Origin of the sequence: Arthrobacter sp. YD4, from assembly GCF_030410515.1 — a bacterium.
GTDB lineage: Bacteria > Actinomycetota > Actinomycetes > Actinomycetales > Micrococcaceae > Arthrobacter.
Map to the genome: position 1 here is coordinate 185,209 of NZ_JAUHHD010000004.1, position 16,398 is coordinate 201,606.

Annotated in this window: 16 protein-coding genes and 6 tRNA genes; 14 read left to right on the forward strand and 8 right to left on the reverse strand. The window is 69.3% G+C overall.

Features of this window, described 5'->3' with window-relative positions; translation table 11 throughout:
* Positions 1–39: 39 nt before the first annotated feature.
* The 3 genes from QWJ39_RS12050 to def are packed head-to-tail and all read right to left on the reverse strand — an operon-like array spanning position 40 to position 3,145.
* The gene (locus QWJ39_RS12050; RefSeq protein WP_290258072.1) at positions 40–1,656 is read right to left on the reverse strand and encodes a transcription antitermination factor NusB; all 1,617 of its coding nucleotides are present in this window, start codon (positions 1,654–1,656) and stop codon (positions 40–42) included.
* Positions 1,653–2,573 (reverse strand): methionyl-tRNA formyltransferase, encoded by a 921-nt coding sequence (gene fmt / locus QWJ39_RS12055; RefSeq protein ID WP_290258073.1) that lies wholly within the window; start codon positions 2,571–2,573, stop codon positions 1,653–1,655. Before fmt ends, QWJ39_RS12050 begins: the two co-directional genes overlap by 4 nt.
* The gene (gene def / locus QWJ39_RS12060) at positions 2,570–3,145 is read right to left on the reverse strand and encodes a peptide deformylase (RefSeq protein ID WP_290258074.1); all 576 of its coding nucleotides are present in this window, start codon (positions 3,143–3,145) and stop codon (positions 2,570–2,572) included. The genes fmt and def overlap by 4 nt, the downstream gene beginning before the upstream one ends.
* Positions 3,146–3,276: 131 nt before the next feature.
* On the opposite strand from def, the gene QWJ39_RS12065 reads away from it, so the two are divergent.
* Positions 3,277–4,779 carry an HNH endonuclease signature motif containing protein gene (locus QWJ39_RS12065; RefSeq protein WP_290258075.1) on the forward strand — a complete coding sequence of 501 codons (1,503 nt, stop codon included), beginning with the start codon at positions 3,277–3,279 and terminating at the stop codon, positions 4,777–4,779.
* A gap of 159 nt (positions 4,780–4,938) precedes the next feature.
* Here QWJ39_RS12065 and QWJ39_RS12070 read toward each other — a convergent pair whose 3' ends face one another.
* The 3 genes from QWJ39_RS12070 to QWJ39_RS12080 form a co-directional block, all read right to left on the reverse strand.
* Positions 4,939–5,187: a hypothetical protein gene (locus QWJ39_RS12070; protein WP_290258076.1), complete on the reverse strand. Its 249-nt coding sequence runs from the start codon at positions 5,185–5,187 to the stop codon at positions 4,939–4,941.
* Positions 5,188–5,484: 297 nt separating this feature from the next.
* Positions 5,485–6,330 (reverse strand): cytochrome, encoded by an 846-nt coding sequence (locus tag QWJ39_RS12075; RefSeq protein WP_290258077.1) that lies wholly within the window; start codon positions 6,328–6,330, stop codon positions 5,485–5,487.
* Between the two features lie 337 nt (positions 6,331–6,667).
* Positions 6,668–6,742 (reverse strand) — tRNA-Val (locus QWJ39_RS12080).
* Positions 6,743–7,185: 443 nt separating this feature from the next.
* Between QWJ39_RS12080 and QWJ39_RS12085 the strand changes: the two genes are divergently transcribed.
* From QWJ39_RS12085 to QWJ39_RS12110, 6 genes are all read left to right on the forward strand, one after another.
* Positions 7,186–7,258, forward strand: a tRNA-Gly gene (locus QWJ39_RS12085).
* Between the two features lie 47 nt (positions 7,259–7,305).
* Positions 7,306–7,376: transfer RNA gene (locus tag QWJ39_RS12090), tRNA-Cys, on the forward strand.
* A gap of 40 nt (positions 7,377–7,416) precedes the next feature.
* Positions 7,417–7,491, forward strand: a tRNA-Val gene (locus QWJ39_RS12095).
* Between the two features lie 54 nt (positions 7,492–7,545).
* Positions 7,546–7,618: transfer RNA gene (locus QWJ39_RS12100), tRNA-Gly, on the forward strand.
* Positions 7,619–7,652: 34 nt separating this feature from the next.
* A tRNA-Val gene (locus QWJ39_RS12105) sits at positions 7,653–7,724 on the forward strand.
* A 197-nt stretch (positions 7,725–7,921) separates the two neighbouring features.
* Positions 7,922–8,194 (forward strand): antitoxin, encoded by a 273-nt coding sequence (locus tag QWJ39_RS12110; RefSeq protein ID WP_290258078.1) that lies wholly within the window; start codon positions 7,922–7,924, stop codon positions 8,192–8,194.
* 160 nt (positions 8,195–8,354) lie between these two features.
* Here the strand turns inward: QWJ39_RS12110 and zapE are convergent, their stop codons facing one another.
* On the reverse strand, positions 8,355–9,392 hold the full coding sequence (gene zapE, locus QWJ39_RS12115; protein WP_290258079.1) for a cell division protein ZapE: 1,038 nt from the start codon (positions 9,390–9,392) through the stop codon (positions 8,355–8,357).
* 213 nt (positions 9,393–9,605) lie between these two features.
* Here zapE and QWJ39_RS12120 point away from each other — a divergent pair, with 213 nt between their 5' ends.
* From QWJ39_RS12120 to ybaK, 3 genes are read left to right on the forward strand one after another with little or no spacing between them, the layout of a single operon-like run.
* Positions 9,606–10,523, forward strand: a complete 918-nt coding sequence (locus QWJ39_RS12120; RefSeq protein ID WP_290258080.1) for a sulfurtransferase — start codon at positions 9,606–9,608, stop codon at positions 10,521–10,523.
* Positions 10,524–10,532: 9 nt separating this feature from the next.
* The gene (locus QWJ39_RS12125) at positions 10,533–10,994 is read left to right on the forward strand and encodes a SufE family protein (protein ID WP_290258081.1); all 462 of its coding nucleotides are present in this window, start codon (positions 10,533–10,535) and stop codon (positions 10,992–10,994) included.
* Between the two features lie 8 nt (positions 10,995–11,002).
* A complete protein-coding gene (ybaK, locus tag QWJ39_RS12130) occupies positions 11,003–11,497 on the forward strand; it encodes a Cys-tRNA(Pro) deacylase (protein WP_290258082.1) in 495 nt (164 codons plus the stop codon).
* Positions 11,498–11,513: 16 nt separating this feature from the next.
* Here ybaK and QWJ39_RS12135 read toward each other — a convergent pair whose 3' ends face one another.
* The gene (locus QWJ39_RS12135) at positions 11,514–13,034 is read right to left on the reverse strand and encodes an alpha/beta fold hydrolase (protein WP_290258083.1); all 1,521 of its coding nucleotides are present in this window, start codon (positions 13,032–13,034) and stop codon (positions 11,514–11,516) included.
* 87 nt (positions 13,035–13,121) lie between these two features.
* On the opposite strand from QWJ39_RS12135, the gene QWJ39_RS12140 reads away from it, so the two are divergent.
* From QWJ39_RS12140 to QWJ39_RS12155, 4 genes are all read left to right on the forward strand, one after another.
* Complete coding sequence (locus QWJ39_RS12140; RefSeq protein ID WP_290258084.1) at positions 13,122–13,613, forward strand: hypothetical protein; 492 nt, start codon at positions 13,122–13,124, stop codon at positions 13,611–13,613.
* 14 nt (positions 13,614–13,627) lie between these two features.
* The gene (gene msrB, locus QWJ39_RS12145) at positions 13,628–14,125 is read left to right on the forward strand and encodes a peptide-methionine (R)-S-oxide reductase MsrB (RefSeq protein ID WP_290258085.1); all 498 of its coding nucleotides are present in this window, start codon (positions 13,628–13,630) and stop codon (positions 14,123–14,125) included.
* A 146-nt stretch (positions 14,126–14,271) separates the two neighbouring features.
* Positions 14,272–15,645 (forward strand): DUF6421 family protein, encoded by a 1,374-nt coding sequence (locus tag QWJ39_RS12150; RefSeq protein ID WP_290258086.1) that lies wholly within the window; start codon positions 14,272–14,274, stop codon positions 15,643–15,645.
* Positions 15,642–16,373 (forward strand): SDR family NAD(P)-dependent oxidoreductase, encoded by a 732-nt coding sequence (locus QWJ39_RS12155; RefSeq protein ID WP_290258087.1) that lies wholly within the window; start codon positions 15,642–15,644, stop codon positions 16,371–16,373. The genes QWJ39_RS12150 and QWJ39_RS12155 overlap by 4 nt, the downstream gene beginning before the upstream one ends.
* Positions 16,374–16,398: the final 25 nt, after the last annotated feature.

Here is a 16,398-nt window from a genome sequence, read left to right on the forward strand (position 1 = left end):
TTGCTGTGGTGCCGGTGTGGTGCCAGTATGACCGCTGGATCAGGCCTTTTTGTGGATGAGCGCCAGGAACATCGCATCCGTCCGGTGCAGGTGCGGCCAGAGCTGGGCGGTCGACTCGTGGCCGGCGTCCAGGTGACCGGTGAGGCTCACGGCGTCCAGGGCGGCGCCGGCGTCGAGCAGCTCCAGGTCCTCGCGCTTGCGCAGGGCGTCGCTGACGACGGCGGTGGTCTCGGCCGGGTGCGGCGAGCAGGTTACGTAGGCGACGACGCCGCCGGGCTTGACCGCGTCGAGTGCGGATTTGAGCAGCTCACGCTGCAGCGGACCGAGGTCCGCGAGGTCCTTGGGCGTGCGGCGCCAGCGTGATTCCGGGCGGCGGCGCAGGGCCCCGAGGCCGGTGCAGGGCACGTCGACGAGGACGCGGTCGAACTGGCCGGTCATCTCGGTTCCCACCTCGCGGCCGTCGCCGGTGCGGACCTGCCAGGTCTCGCGTGGAACGGCGCTAAGAGCCTGGCTGACCAGCTTGGCGCGGTGCGGGGCGGGTTCGTTGGCCAGCAGGGTGGCGCCGTGCTGCCGGGCGAGGGCTCCGAGGAGGGCCGCCTTGCCGCCGGGGCCGGCGCAGAGGTCAAGCCAGCGTTCGCCGCCGTCGTTCTTGGCTTCTCCGTGGCCCTCGGCTGCAAGGTCCACCGCGGCGAGGGCGCGGGCCACGAGCTGGGAGCCGACGTCCTGGACGCGGGTGCTGCCGTCCCGAACGGAGGCGAGCCGGCCCAGGTCGCCGCCGCTGGAGAGCGCCGAGCCCTCCACCAGCTCGCCGGGGGTGGCGCCGTTTTCCAGCGCCTCGTCGAGGCTGCCGAGGCCGGGCAGGGCCACCAGGTTGACCACCGGGGCGGCGTTGTCCGCCTCCAACAGGCTGGTGATCTCGGAGACCGGCCGGCCGTGCGCCACCAGCGACTGGCGGAAGGCACGGACGATCCAATCCGGGTGGGCGTAGCGGATGGCGGCGCCCTTGGTCTCGTCCGCTTCTCCGGTGAGCAGGAGCTCGAGCCATTCGTCGAGCGTGTGGGCGGAGACCTTGCGCAGCACGGCGTTGATCAGGCCGGAGGGGCCGGCGCCGATGACGGCGCGGGCCAGGCCGACAGTCTCGTCCAGGGCGGCGTGGGCGGGAACGCGCATGGCCAGCAGCTGGTGCGCGCCGATCCGCAGGGCATCGAGGATCGCCGGATCCAGCTGGTCCAGCGGCCGGTCCACGCAGCGGGCCAGGATGGCGTCATAGGTGCCCTGGCCGCGGAGGGCGCCGTAGCTGAGTTCGGTGGCGAAGCCGGCGTCGCGCTTGTCCAGGCCGTGGTGGCGGATCCGCGCCGGGAGCACCAGGTTGGCGTAGGCGTCCTCGGCGGCGACGGCGCGGAGCACCTCGAAGGCCACCAGCCGGGCCGGGTCGGCGCGGCGGGTGCGCTGGGCCGGGGCGCTTTCGGTGAAGTTGCGTTTGGGACCCCGGTTGCGTTCGCGGCCCTGGGCGTCGCGGCGCACGCCGGCGCGGGAGCTGTCGGCTCCGGCGCCGCCCTTACCGCGCTGGCTGCCGGAGTTTCCTTGGCCGCGCTGGTTGCCCGCGCCGCCTCCGCTGCGGCCGCGGCCGTTTCCGTTGGATCCGGACTCGCTCATTCGAAGACCACGCTTTCCAGTGTTGCCTGCCCGCGCGCCCAGTCGGCGGCGGCCATCATTTTCTTGCCTGCGGGCTGTACCCGGGTCAGTTCCACCGGGTGTGAGCCGGTTCCCACCAGGACGGCCTTGTCGACCACGGCCACGTGGCCGGGCTGCAGGGCCCCAGCCTGGGGCCGCAGGCGGACGGGTTCAAGTTTGATCCGCTGGCCGTCCAGCGTGGTCCAGGCCCCCGGTTCGGGCGTCACGCCGCGGGAGCGGCGGCTGATTGCCAGCGCCGGAAGCTGCCACTCCAGGCGGCCGTCCTCGAGGGTGAGCTTCGGGGCCAGGGTGACATCCCCCTGCTGCGGGACCGCGGCGGCCTTGCCGGCGTCGACCGCGGAGAGCGTCTGGGCCAGCAACACGGCGCCGCTGTGGGAGAGGCGTTCCAGGAGTTCCCCCGCGGTGTCCTCGTGTCCGACCGACTCGGTGAGGGTGCCGTAGACGGGGCCGGTGTCCAGGCCTTCCTCGAGCCGGAAGGTTACGGCGCCGGTCACGTCGTCGCCGGCGATCAGGGCGCGCTGGACCGGGGCGGCGCCACGCCAGGCCGGCAGCAGCGAGAAGTGCAGGTTGATCCAGCCGTGGGCGGGGACGTCGAGCGCGGACCGCGGGATCAGCCCTCCGTAGGCAACAATGGCGGCGACGTCCGGGGCGGCGGCGGCAATCCGGGCCGTCACATCGGCGTCGACCTTGGCCGCGTGGATGACCTCAATGCCGAGCTCGGCCGCCCGCGCCGCCACCGGCGACGGGGTCATGACGCGCTTGCGCCCCAGCGGCGCGTCGGGGCGCGTCAGGACGGCGACGACGTCGAACCCTGCGCCGACCAGCGCGTCAAGTGAGGGGACGGCGACGGCGGGGGTGCCGGCGAAGAGGACCCTCACTGGGCGGAACCGAAGGAAGCGCCGGCGCCGAAGCTGGAGCCGACAGTCTTGGCGCGCTTCGACGTCGTCTGTTCGGTGATGGAGTCATAGTTGGCGTTGCGGATGGCGCGCAGGGCGGCCTTCCGGTCCTCACCCTCGAGACGGTCCGTGAAGAGGATGCCGTCCAGGTGGTCCGTCTCGTGCTGAAAGACGCGGGCCAGCATGCCCTCGCCCTCGAGCTCCACCGGGTTGCCGTGCACGTCGACGCCGGTCACCCGCGTGTGGCGGAAGCGGCGGACCGGGAAGCCCAGGCCGGGGATGGAGAGGCAGCCCTCCACCTCGTCGGGCTGGAAGTCCTCGCTGTTGTCCAGGACGGGGTTGATGATGTGGCCCTCGACGCCGCGGATCCGGTACGTGAAGACGCGCTGGCTGATGCCCACCTGCGGGGCGGCCAGGCCGGCGCCTTCGACGTCTTCCATGGTTTCGAGCATGTCCGCCACCAGCTTCTCCAGCTCGGGCCCGAACTCCGTCACGGGATCGGCAACTGTGCGCAGCACAGGGTCCCCGATGATGCGGATGTTCAAAATGGCCATGGGTGATCTGTCCTTCGAGCTGGGCGGTCAGGGATTCCATCCAGTTTAGTGCCAGATTCCGTGGCGGGGATTTTCCCTGCCTTGTGCATCGCCCCGCTAAAAATGTCAGACCCCCGCAGGAGACTTGATCCATGGAAGCCATCGGGGGTTTCATCGCGGATCTCGATTCCGGACCGACAACGGTCGCCGGAGTGTATGCGGCCCTGTCCTTGATGCGGGAGGCCGGTCCGGAGGAGGCACGGGATGCCTCCCTGCTCGATCTCCAGACCGCGGCCGATCTGGCAGATGCCGCCGAGGAGCTGTCCCGGCTCACCGCATATTGGCAACTCGTGGCCTCAGCGGCGGTGGACCGAAGCAGGAAGCGTGCCGCGCAGGACGCCCACGCCGTTCCCGGGTGGACCACCGGCTGGCAGGCGTCTGCCAAGCCGACCCGGCCGGAAATCGCGGAGGCGGCAGGGACAGCGGTACCCGCGCGACGGTCTGCCACCGAAGATATTGCCGTCACCCTGTCCGCTGCATCGGACGACGGCTACCGGAATACCGCGGAATTCCTCCGGGCCAGGCTGCATATCTCACTCGCCGAGGCACGGAGCAGGCTGCGGCTGGCCGAGGCAGTACTGCCGCGGCAGGACCTGACTGGAGAGCTCCTTCCGCCGGTCCGCGAGGAACTCGGAGCCGCGGTGGCCGCGGGCGACATATCCGCGCGCTCGGCCGGCGTCACCTTGGCGGCCCTGGAAAAGGCCAAACCCGTCTGCGACACCGAAACGCTCGGGCGCATGGAACACGCCCTCACCCGCACGGCAGTCGAACATGACCCCGATTTCCTGGTCCGGATCGCGCAGCGGTGGTTGAACGCTGTGGACCCGGACGGGAGCGAACCGTCAGAGGAGCTACTCCGGCAGCTGCAGGGCGCTTTCATCCGGAGGCGGCGGCACGGTCTGCAGCACCTCGAGATTTTCGCCACGGACGAGCAGTTCGAGCACCTGATCACCGTCATGAACACCGCGACAAACCCGCGGATCGGGTACGACGACGGCGGGTCCGTGGACTTTCGGACCGTCGCCCAGAAGCGGCTCGATGGACTGGTGGGCGGCTGCGAGGTGGCCCTCGGTTCCGGCGGTCTGCCGGCAGCCGGAGGGCTCAGGCCGCAGGTGATGGTGACTATCGACTACCGGGACCTGCTGGAACGGATCGAATCGAGCCAAGGCACGGGGACCATGCTCTTCTCGGGCCCGGTCACCGCCTCCACGGTGCGGAAGATTGCGTGCGACGCGGACATCATTCCCGTGGTGCTCGGCGGAGAGGGCCGCGTCTTGGACATCGGCCGGGCGTCCCGGGTGTTCCCGCCGCATATCCGGAAGGCACTGGTTGCCCGGGACCAAGGGTGTGCCTTCCCCGGCTGCTCCATCCCGGCGCCGTGGTGCGAGGCGCACCACATCGACTACTGGTCACGCGGCGGGGCCACAAGTACGGACAACGGCGTGCTGCTGTGCTCGCATCACCATCACGTCGTCCACAAGGAACAGTGGGAGATCCAAGTCCGCCTGGGGGTGCCATGGTTCATCCCGCCACCGCACGTGGACCCCGGCCGAAGACCGTGCCGCAACGGATTCTTCCGTCCTGTTGCTGCCTAGCCGGAATGTCCGTCCGTTTGCTGGCCGCTTCCGTGCCATTGCCGCGCGGCCGGCTACTGTCTGCCGTCGTCATCTGGCCGGCGCCGCGGGACGGGATGCTACCTCCCGCCGGTCATTCGGCCAGCGCCGCCGTCGTGACTGGGCCTGCCCGGATTGCTCTCACGAACACATGTTCAGGAAACCGGTGGCTCCCGGCCGCGAATGGAAAGTCACTGCGTGTCCCGCGTCGTTCCGGAAAACCGCTGTGGAGCCACTGACCGTCATCGAGCCGGCCTGGTAGAGGTTGTCCCAGCCGGCGGGAGGGTTGCCATTGCCGTCGTCGAGGATCTTGTCGGCGAGGAAGTACGTCCCGTCGACAAGTGCCTCGCGGATACCGCAATGCGTGAAGAGGTTGAACGGCACGGCCACGGGAGTCTCCGATGCCGGCACGGCAGTAGTGGCTGGGGCGCCCGACGGGGATGCCGGCGTGGTCGCTGATCCAGGAGCCTGAGCGGTCGGGGATCCCGATTCCACGGTGGGTGCTGCGGATGCCGTCCCCTCTCCCGGCCCGCCGGGAGCCGCGCAACCGCTTAGCAGTGCCATGGTAAGGGCACCGACCATGCTGTGATAACGAGAGTTGCGCCGAACTGCCATGCCCAAGGGTGGGCAGCCGACACCGCTTCGCGGAAGGGCGTTTCGGCCCGAAAGAGGCGCTAAGGCGAAGGGTTAGCGTGCCATCGGCGGGGCGATCGGCAGCAGCGCGGGACCCGCCGCCACGGTGTCGGCCGACATCTCCCAGACCCGTCGCAGCGCGCAGAACTTCCACCAGTGATGCTTCAGCACGTTGGGGTTGGCGCGTTCCGGACGGACCTCGGTCTCGCCGATGGCCACGGCCAGCAGGATGGGCGAATCACCGTGCTGCCACGGCTCCCACTCCCCCGCCACCGGGTCAACCAGGCTCTCCTCGGCCTTCATACCGGCCACCAGCTGCATCACCACCTTGGCGTCCAGCGGCTTCACCATGCCGTCCCGCGTGGTGCCCTTGGTCTTGTAGTCGATCAGGCAGGTGCGGCCGTTGATCTTCGCCACCAGGTCGAGGGTTCCCGCGTATCCCACGGTCTGGTTCCAGACGGTGATCTCCGGTGCGATCGGTTCGACCTGGAACAGCTGCCACCACTCGTCGAAGCGGGCCGCGAAGGCTTCCTCGCCGTTTGCCGCCAGTGCCTCGCGGGATTCCTTCATCTGGTGCGGCCGGCCCAGGGCACGCAACGCAACCTGTTCGCAGTAGTTGTGTACCCGGTCGCCGCGCTTGGCCGCGTCGTCCCGATATGTTTCCGCGGCCTTCGCCGCCCGGCTCACGGCCTGGCGGACCTTTGCCGGGCTGCCCAGGATCTCCGGCAGTGACGGATCGGCGGCCAGGCTGTTGGCGCCCATGTAGCCGAACCAGCCATCCAGTCCGTGCGGCTGCTGGCCGATCACCGTGGTGATCGAGGGAACCGTGAACGGAGCCGAGGTGGCACGGGCGTACATCCGTCCGTACTCGGTGGCGTGGGCGAGGAGTGGGGCTGTCATGGCAAGAACTCTTTCACAGGGGTCTGACGCGATATGAGGCTGTGGAGGCGATCAACGACGACGGCGGTTACGGGCGCTGCGCGCGCCGTCGCCGGTTGCCGGTTACGGGCGCTGCGCGCGCCGTCGCCGGTTGCCGGTTACGGGCGCTGCGCGCGCCGTCGCCGGTTGCCGTTGCCGGTTGCCGGGCAGGTAGCCGGGAGACGCTCCCCAGCAGTCGGTACCCGCCCAGTTGTCCGAGACCGTCCAGTCCTCGGCCCGACCGGCCCAGCCGATAACGACGCCTGACCGCCAAAAAACAATGGTCCGCCCCGCTCGGAGAGCGGAACGGACCATCTGTTGGTGGGCGATACTGGGTTCGAACCAGTGACCTCTTCGGTGTGAACGAAGCGCGCTACCACTGCGCCAATCGCCCCGGGTGCCCTTGAATGCTAGCCCACCCCGGCGGAAATCTAAAATCGGCCTTCAACTGGGGCGGGGCGGCCTGCCGGGTCCCGGTCCGGGCCCATATCGGGGGTGTCCGCGAATCGTGATGACGACGTCGGATCCTCCGCAGAGCCTTCGGCCGTACAAAGCCCGCGTTCGGACGGCCGGACCACCGATTCGTAGTGCCCGGAACGGCGCCGTGCTGGTCGTGCCCCCACCCAAGCCGTCGGCTCCGCCCCTCGCGACGCTGCCGGAAACGGCCCCGAATTACAGCCCTGTAATTAGCGAAATCCGCGTGGTTACAGGGATCCGCGGGGGCTGGCAGCCGGCGGATGGCCCTCGATTTGTGGATTGCCTGAACCTCCTATAGAGTTCTTACTCGTTGGAACGCGAGGAACTGCCGAGTGCGGCGGGAAATCAACAATCAACACTGCGGACGTAGCTCAGCTGGTAGAGCACCACCTTGCCAAGGTGGATGTCGCGAGTTCGAATCTCGTCGTCCGCTCGCAGGACACTGTCACGGATAAGAATCTTCACGGATTCTGTCTACACGGTGGGTTGGCCGAGAGGCGAGGCAGCGGCCTGCAAAGCCGTATACACGGGTTCGAATCCCGTACCCACCTCGGTGAAAACCCTGGTTTCCGGTCCCGGCCGGATGCATAGGGGCGATTGGCGCAGCGGTAGCGCGCTTCCCTGACACGGAAGAGGTCACTGGTTCGATCCCAGTATCGCCCACCAAAGCAAGGCAACTTGCTTGATCCAGTACCGCCGGCATTGCCGGACGGACTAAATGCGGACGTAGCTCAGCTGGTAGAGCACCACCTTGCCAAGGTGGATGTCGCGAGTTCGAATCTCGTCGTCCGCTCTCTTTACCATCCACTCCGGATTCCTCCGGTTGCGGGCGATTGGCGCAGCGGTAGCGCGCTTCCCTGACACGGAAGAGGTCACTGGTTCGATCCCAGTATCGCCCACACTCACCGCAGCTCCCCCGGGAGCTGCTTTTTTCGTTTCCACGTCTCCCGGCACCGCGACCGGCCGCCGTCGTGATGCCCCTTCCATCGTGGCTTTCTCCTCTGGGCGTACAAACCGTCAGTACCCTTGGCATGCCTCCGGGCCGGGGCTAGGATCGAAAGCGCTAGGAGCGATCTGGCTCCGCGACTGAAAGGAGGTGCCCGTGGGTTTACTTGACGATCTAAAGGGCAAGGCTCAGAAGCTGATTGATGGCAACGAAACGGCTATCAAGGACGGCATCGAGAAGGCCGGTGACTTCGTCGATTCCAAGACCGGCGGAAAGTACGCCGACCGCGTCGACACCGTTCAGCGGAGCGCCTCCGACTACGTGGACAACGCCAACGGCCGGCCCGAAACCGGTCCCGCCAGCGAACCCCACGTCGCGGGGGTCCCGCCAGTAGCCGGGGAACCCCGGCAGCAGGGCCTCTAGCCCAGGTACGTCAGCGAGGTGCCGGTCCCGCCGTGAGGCGGCGCCGGCACCTTCGTCGTTTAATCAGTGGCACCGAGACACCGAGTCGCCGACGCGGCGCGGCTGCCGCGGGCAGCCGGCGGCGCCGGGGCGGACGCCGGGAACACCGACCCCGTGAGTCCTACGACGGTTCGTGGTTCTGGCCCTCGCGGGCCAGGGCGGTCAGGCGCGAGACCGCCCGGAAGTACTTCTTCATGTAGCCGCCGGTCATCATCTCTTCGGTGAAGAGCCGGTCGAAGGGCACACCGCTGGCCAGGATCGGGACGTCCTTGTCGTACAGCCGGTCGGCGAGCACCACGAAGCGCAGCGCCACGGCCTGCTCGGTGATGGTCTCCACATTGCGCCACACCACGGCGTCGATCCCGTCGATCAGCTGCCGGTAGCGACTGGGGTGCACGCCGGCCAGGTGGTTGATCAGGGTACTGAATTCGTCCTTGGCCACGGTCTTGCCGTCGAATTCCCGCTGCATGTGGTGGGTGAGTTCGTCGTTGCGCAGCGGCGACGGAGCCTTCGGCAGGCCGCGGTGGCGGAAGTCCTCGCCGTCGATCCGGACGACGTCGAACTGGTCCGCCAGCACCTGGATCTCGCGCTGAAAGTCGACGGCGGCAAAGCGGCCGTCGCCCAGGGAACCGGGCAGGGTGTTGGAGGTCGCGGCGAGCTTGACGCCGGCGTCGGCGAGCTCGCGCATCAGCCGGGACATCAGCACGGTGTCCCCCGGATCGTCGAGTTCAAACTCGTCGATGCAGACCAGCTTGTAGCTGCTCAGGGCCTCCACGGTCTTCCGGAAGGACAGCGCGCCGACCAAGTTGGTGTACTCCACGAAGGTGCCGAACGCTTTGGGCCCGGGCGCCGCGTGCCAGAGAGAGGCCAGCAGGTGGGTCTTGCCGACGCCGAACCCGCCGTCGAGGTAAATGCCCGCGCGGGACGATTCCTTCTTGCCGAAGAGCCGCTTGAACAGGCCATCGCCGCTTCCGGCACCGACGCCGGCTGCGAATGTTTCCAGCGCCCGGACGGCGTGAGCCTGGCTGGGCTGGGCCGGATCGGGGCGGTAGCTGGCGAAAGAGACCTCACCAAAGCGCGGCGACGGATAAAAACCCTTGAGGAGTTCATCCACGGAAACCGCCGGGGTTCTGGCGGCGAGCTGTTCGATCTGTACCAAGGTGGTCCGTTCTGCTGGTCTCGTGTCCCCAGAAAGACTACCGGCAAAGCCGCAGTGGCTACCGGCGGCGTCCGCGGCCGTGACGAAGACCATATTTCCCCCCGAGAACCCCGAAGGAACAATCCCGCGCGCCCGTGGTTAGTGTTGTCATAGGCCCGGGGCCGCGACACGCGTCCGCCGGGCACCCCCGACTTCCAGTGAAAGGCGCTCTTGATGCCCTACCCCGTTGAGCAGAACAAGAAATTTGCCGGCTACGCCCACCCCGAGCGGCTGGTCTCCACCGACTGGCTCGCCGCCGCGCTGGAGGACGGAGCCGTCGGGAACGGTCAGCTGGTGGTGGTCGAATCCGACGAGGACGTGCTGCTCTACGAGACCGGCCACATCCCGGGCGCCGTCAAGATCGACTGGCACACGGACCTGAACGATGAGGTCACCCGCGACTACGTCGACGGGGAAGCGTTCGCCGCCCTGGCCTCCGCCAAGGGCATGTCCCGCGACAGCACCGTGGTCATCTACGGCGACAAGTCCAACTGGTGGGCCGCCTACGCGCTCTGGGTCTTCACCCTGTTCGGCCACGAGGACGTCCGGCTGCTCGACGGCGGCCGCGACAAGTGGATCGCCGAGGGCCGGCCGCTCACCACGGACAAGACCGCCGTCGAACCGGCCGAGTACCCCGTGGTCGAGCGCAACGACACCCCGATCCGCGCCTTCAAGGACGACGTGCTGGCCCACCTGGGCAAGCCGCTGATCGACGTCCGCTCCCCCGAGGAATACACCGGCCAGCGCACCCACATGCCGGCCTACCCCGAAGAGGGCGCCCTCCGCGGCGGCCACATCCCCACCGCCGCCTCCATCCCCTGGGCCCGCGCGGCCGCTGAGGACGGCACCTACCGCGACCGCTCCGAGCTTGAGGCGCTGTACCTGGGCGAGGCCGGGCTGACCCCTGGCGACGACGTCGTGGCCTACTGCCGGATCGGCGAGCGTTCCAGCCACACCTGGTTTGCCCTGAAGTACCTGCTGGGCTTCGAGAACGTCCGCAACTATGACGGCTCCTGGACCGAGTGGGGCAACGCCGTCCGCGTCCCGATCGCCAGGGGCGCCGAGCGCGGCACCGTCCCCGCGGGAAAGTAAGCTGGAATCGTGACTTCCACTGCCCTGCCCACCGCCCTGGCGGAGATCGTTGACGACTTCCAGGCACTCGAGGAATCCGAGCGCCTGCAGCTGCTGCTGGAGTTCTCCCGCGAACTGCCCGACCCGCCGGCCCGGCTCTTGGACCACCCGGAGCTGCTGGAGCAGGTGGTCGAGTGCCAGTCGCCGCTGTTCCTTACGATCGAAACCGAGCCCGCCGCGGATCAGTCGGGGGCCCAGAGCGTCCGGCTGTTCTTCAAGGCCCCGCCGGAGGCTCCGACCACCCGCGGGTTTGCCGGTGTCCTGCACGAGGGACTCGACGGGCTGAGCCCCGCGGAGATCCTGGCGGTGCCGGACGACATGCCCGAACTGCTGGGCCTGACCCGCGCCATCACCCCGCTGCGGATGCGCGGCATGACCGCGATGCTCGGGCGGATCAAGCGCAAGGTCGCCGAACTGCCGCAGCAGGGCTAAACGGCACCATGGCACGCAAGACTGCCTCCCAGGGAACCCCGGCCACCGCGGCACTCGCGGCGGCCGGGGTATCCTTCACCGCGCACCCCTACACCCACGATCCGGCGGCGGCCAGCTATGGCATGGAGGCCGCCGAGGTGCTGGGCATCGACCCGGCCCGGGTGTTCAAGACCCTGATGGTCGACGTCGACGGCCGGCTCGCCGTCGGCGTGGTGCCGGTGAGCGGCAACCTGGACCTCAAGGCCATCGCGGCGGCCCTCGGCGGGAAGAAGGCAGCCATGGCGGATCCGGCGACGGCGGAGCGCCGCACCGGCTACGTCCTCGGCGGGATCTCCCCGCTGGGCCAGCGGCAGGCCTCCCCCACCGTGCTGGACGAGAGCGCCCTGGCCCTCGAGACCATCCTGGTTTCCGGCGGACGGCGCGGACTGGACCTGGAGCTCAGCCCACAGGACCTGATCCGGCTCACCGGCGCCCGCACGGCCCGGATCGGCACCGGCCGCTGACGGCCGGGCGTTCCGCCTAGTCCACCGGGGTGGCCCGCGGAGCCAACCGCTGTCCGAGCCACGCCGTCACCAGGGCTTCCCAGCGCTCCGGGTCCACGTTCCATTCCTTGGTGTGCCGCGCGGTGGTGAACGATTCGAACGTGACCATCTCCGGGTTCTTCTCCGCCAGCACCGCAGAGGGGCCGTAGGGAACATACTCGTCGTCCACCGAGTGGATGATGAGCGTGGGCGTCCGCAACTCCACGGCGCGGGACACCCAGTCCATCGCTTTGAGGTCCACCGGCGCGGCCAGCCCGGTAAGGCGCCGGCCCAGCGGGTGGCTCATCATCAACTGCCCGTAGCGTCCGATGCCCGAGGGGATCCGGTTCAGCTGGGCGTGGTGGGCCAGCACGTCCACCCAGTTGATCACCGGAGCGTCCAGCACCATGGCGCGGATCAGGTGGTGGTAGCGGGAGAGGTCGGCGGTCTGCAGGCTGATGGCGCCGCCCATGGACCAGCCAAAGAGCACCACCTCCCGGGCGCCGTGCTCCAAGGCGTAGCCGATGGCCGCCTCGACGTCGCGCCACTCGGTCCAGCCCAGCCCGTAGCGGCCGTCCGGGGCGGAGGGCGCCTGGCCATCGTTGCGGTAGGTGATCAGCAGGCTGGTCAGGCCCAGGTCGCGGGCCACGCGGACGGCCCGCAGGCCCTCCTGCCGTGAGGCGCCGCGGCCGTGGACCATGATCGCCCACACGTCCGACGACGGCGCCGATTCCCTTGACGGCGCCTCGGCACCGGGAGTGGCGGGGGCTTCGCCTGCGGCGGGTGCGAAGGATGCGTCGGGAGCGTCTCCGGCAGCAGAGGATGCGACGGGAGCGCCGGACGGGGCATCGACGGCCGGGGCGGGGCGGACCAGCCATGCCGGCGCCGTGCCGCCGTCGACCTCGATCTCGACGTCCTCCGTCGGCAGGCCCAGCGCCGCGGGATCCGGATGCACGGCGCCACTCCAATAGGCCCGCCGGACCTGGCTGAGGTCGCCGCCGTAGACGGCCTCCACCTCGCGCAGCACGGTCTGTTCCGCCTGCGAGTAGGAGACGATCCGGCCGATCCGGGCGTGCCCGCGGCCGCCGTCGAAGAACAGTCCGTAGACGCCGTCCACCACGGCGTCCGGGGTGGCCTTGAGGATCACCTGCGGCTTCCCGCCGGCGTCCCGGATCACGGCCAGGACCTCCTGGTCCTCCTCCCGGACCCGGACGGGGGTGACCACGCGGCGGGCGAAATACAGCGCCAGCGCCGACGAGCCGGCGGCCAGCAGTCCGGCAGCGGCTCCGCCGCCGGCAATCCCGGCCGCCGCCCACTTCGCGTTGCGGGTCAGGGACGCGGCCGGCGCGGGGGCAGCCGCCACCGGGACGGGCAGGACGCGGAGGCTGGTGCCGAGTCGGAATGCTCCGCCGGAGAAACGCTGCATGGCGCGCGACGCCGGAGGCGGACTCTGCCAGGCGAGGGCGGCTGACATCGGTACCGGCACCGGACGCCGGGAGGGACGCGGAAGGGAGACCATGCCATCATTCTCACCCACCCGGCACGCCAGTCCGGCATCGGGCGCGGGACCCGCCCGGATGCTTTCCGCGGGGACTAGGCTTGGGGCATGAGCGACCCGATTGTCATCCTGACAGAAGAGCCCCTGAACGCGGACGACCGCGTCAACATCGAGACCCTGGTCGCCGACGGCGACATGCCGCTGGTGGTCCTGGTCCCGGCCAACACCGAACGGCACCTGCTGGTGGACTTCCTGGAGAACCTCTCCATGCTGGAGTTCGCGAAGGCATTCCGCGAGCTCTCCGGCAAGCAGCCGGATCCGGAGCACGAGCGCACGGCCGCAGCGGAGACCCTTGCGGCCTCGCTGACCGCCCTGGGCGGGATCGGCGGCGGCGTGACCGGAGAGGTGGTCGAAGGCAAGCCGGTGGATGCGTTGGTTGCCAAGGCACGGGAACTCAACGCCGGCCAGGCCGTGGTTATCACCCGCCCGCACGCGGTGGCAGACACTTTCCACACCGACTGGGCCAACGAGGCGCAGGACAAGCTGGGCCTGCCGGTGCTGCACCTGTACGCCGGCTCGGGATTTATCGGGGACTCCTAAGCGTTATGGATGCCATGAGTATCTTTGGCAACAAACCCAAGAATTCACCCGTCCCCTCCCCCGTCGCCGACGCCGATCCCGACACGCAGAAGACTGACGGCACCGGCGTGCGGCCGGTGGTCAAGTCCGAGGATGAGTGGCGCCAGGAACTGAGCCCGGCCGAATACCAGGTGCTCCGTCAGGCCGGCACCGAACGGCCCTACACCGGCGAGTACTGGGACACCCACACCCAGGGCGTCTACAAGTGCCGCGCCTGCGGCACCGAGCTCTTCACCAGCGCCGAGAAGTTCGACTCGCACTGCGGCTGGCCCTCCTTCTGGGCACCGCTCGCGGAGGGCAACGTCCGCTACATCCGTGACCGTACCCTGGGCATGGAGCGTATCGAGGTCCGGTGCGCCGCCTGCGATTCGCACCTCGGCCACGTCTTCGAGGGCGAGGGCTACGGCACACCCACGGACCAGCGGTACTGCATCAACTCCGTGTCGCTGACCCTGGTGCCGGCGGAGGACTAGCCAAGGGCGCGGACAGCTTGAGCTGGAAGACTGGGGCAGCCACGATTGCCCCAGTCTTTCTTATGCTCGCGCTAATTTTGCGTTAGGAATGCTGCTTGCTTGCTACGCTCGCCGTAGATTCCCGAGCAACCAGAAAGGCCGCCGACGTGACCGCTACCGCCCTCACCGTTTCCGCCCCGATCACCGCCGAGTCCCCGGACTGGCAGCGCCTGAAGTCCGCCGCCACCGCCCTGCAGGCCCTGCAGATCAAGGACGGTTCGGTCCCCGAGGCGGCGGACCACGCCGCCGCCGCGGATCAGGTCGCGACCATCACGGACGCCGTCGCCGCACTGGCCCCGGCCTTCCCGCACGACGCCGCCTACCTGGACCTGCTCGTCACGGACTTCCGCCGCTGGGCCGACGGCGGCTTCGGCGTCCCGGACTTCCTGGACTCGCTGCAGGCCTTCCAGCCGCAGCGGCACCGGGTCAACGGCCTCCAGCACCTGGTGGTCTTCCCGATGTACACCCAGAACGGCAGCACCAACCGGCTGGTAGAGGCCGTCCTGATCGAGGTCATCTGGCCGGAATTCATCGACGGCCTCGAGGCGGGCGAGTACTCCAACAAGCTCTTCGTGCCGATCCGTTTCCTCGACTTCACCCCCGGCTACGACACCAACTCCGCGGTGCTCTTCCCGGAGACCGTCGCCGTCCGCGAGACCCCCACCTTCACCTGGGGCGCCATCTTCGCCGACCGTGAGGCCGCCCGCTTCCGCCGGGTGCTGCGCGCCGCCGCGGACATCACCTCCCTGGAGCTGCCGGCCGACGCCGCGGCCCTGCTCGAGGACCAGGAGCTGACCCAGGAAACCTTCGTGATGTGGGACCTGATCCACGACCGCACCCACATGCGCGGCGACCTGCCCTTCGACCCGTTCATGATCAAGCAGCGCATGCCGTTCTTCCTGTACTCCTTGGAGGAACTCCGCTGCGACCTGACCGCCTTCCGCGAGTCCGTGAAGATCGAAAAGGACGAGGACGCCGATCCGGAAGCCCGCCGGCACGCCAAGCTGGTGCAGTACGCGGTGATCTTTGACCGCATCTTCCGCTTCGCCATCACCGGCAGCCGGGTCCGCAACTACGACGGCCTGGGCGGCCAGCTGCTCTTCGCCTGGATGCACCAGCACCGTGTCCTGCACTGGACCGACAGCCGCCTGAGCATCGACTGGGACGAGGCCGCCGACGTCGTCGTCGAACTCGGCGCCCGGATCGAGGAACTCTACTGGCGCTCGATCGACCGGCCCAAGACCGCCCACTGGCTGGCCGCGTATGAGCTCATCTCCTCGACCGTCACGCCCAACCCGGCCTCGGTCTGGGCCAAGGGCCCGGAGGCGCTCCCCCTCGACGGCCCGCCGCGCGGCCTGACCGACCAGGTCCTCGACGACGAGTTCCCGCTCTCGATGTTCTACGAGGCGCTGGAGAAGAAGATGCGCACCGTCATCGAATCCACCGCGGGCATCACCGGCAGCTCCGCCACCGCCGCATGAGCGCTGACGTGCTGAACGTCCTGGTCGCGGGCGGCAGCGGCGCCTCCGGCATCGCCGTCGCCCGCGCCCTCCGCGGCGCCGGGCACGCGGTCTTCACCGTCGGCTCCGACGCCGCCCGGATCGCGGCCGCCGCGGCCGCCGCCGGGGAGAGCGTGGTCCCGCTGACCTGCGACCTGGCCGACCCGGCCGCCGTCGCCGCCCTGCGCGCCGACCTCGCCGGGCGGGGCGTCCGGCTCGACGGCGTCATCCACCTGGTGGGCGGCTGGCGCGGCGCGAAGGGCATCGCGGACCAGCCGGATGAGGACTGGGACTTCCTGGAACGGAACGCCGTGACCACGCTCCGCAACGTCAGCCGCGCCTTCTACGACGACCTCACCGCCTCCGGCACCGGCCGGCTCGCCATGGTCTCCTCCACCACCGCGGCCGCCCCGACCGCCGGCGCAGCCAGCTACGCCGCGGCCAAGGCCGCCGCCGAAGCCTGGACCCTGGCCGTGGCCGACGGCTTCCGCCGCGAGCAGTCCGGCCACAAGGAACACCCGGTGGAACAACACAGCGCCGCGGCGGTCTTCGTGGTCAAGGCGCTGGTTGACGACGCCATGCGCGCCGCGGCGCCGGAGCGGAAATTCCCGGGCTACACGAACGTCGCCGACCTGGCCGCCGCCGTCGTCCGGCTCTTCGACACCCCTGCCGGGGAACTCAACGGCCGGCGCCTGCCGCTTAGCCGCTGAACCGGCACCTGCCTACACTGAAAGC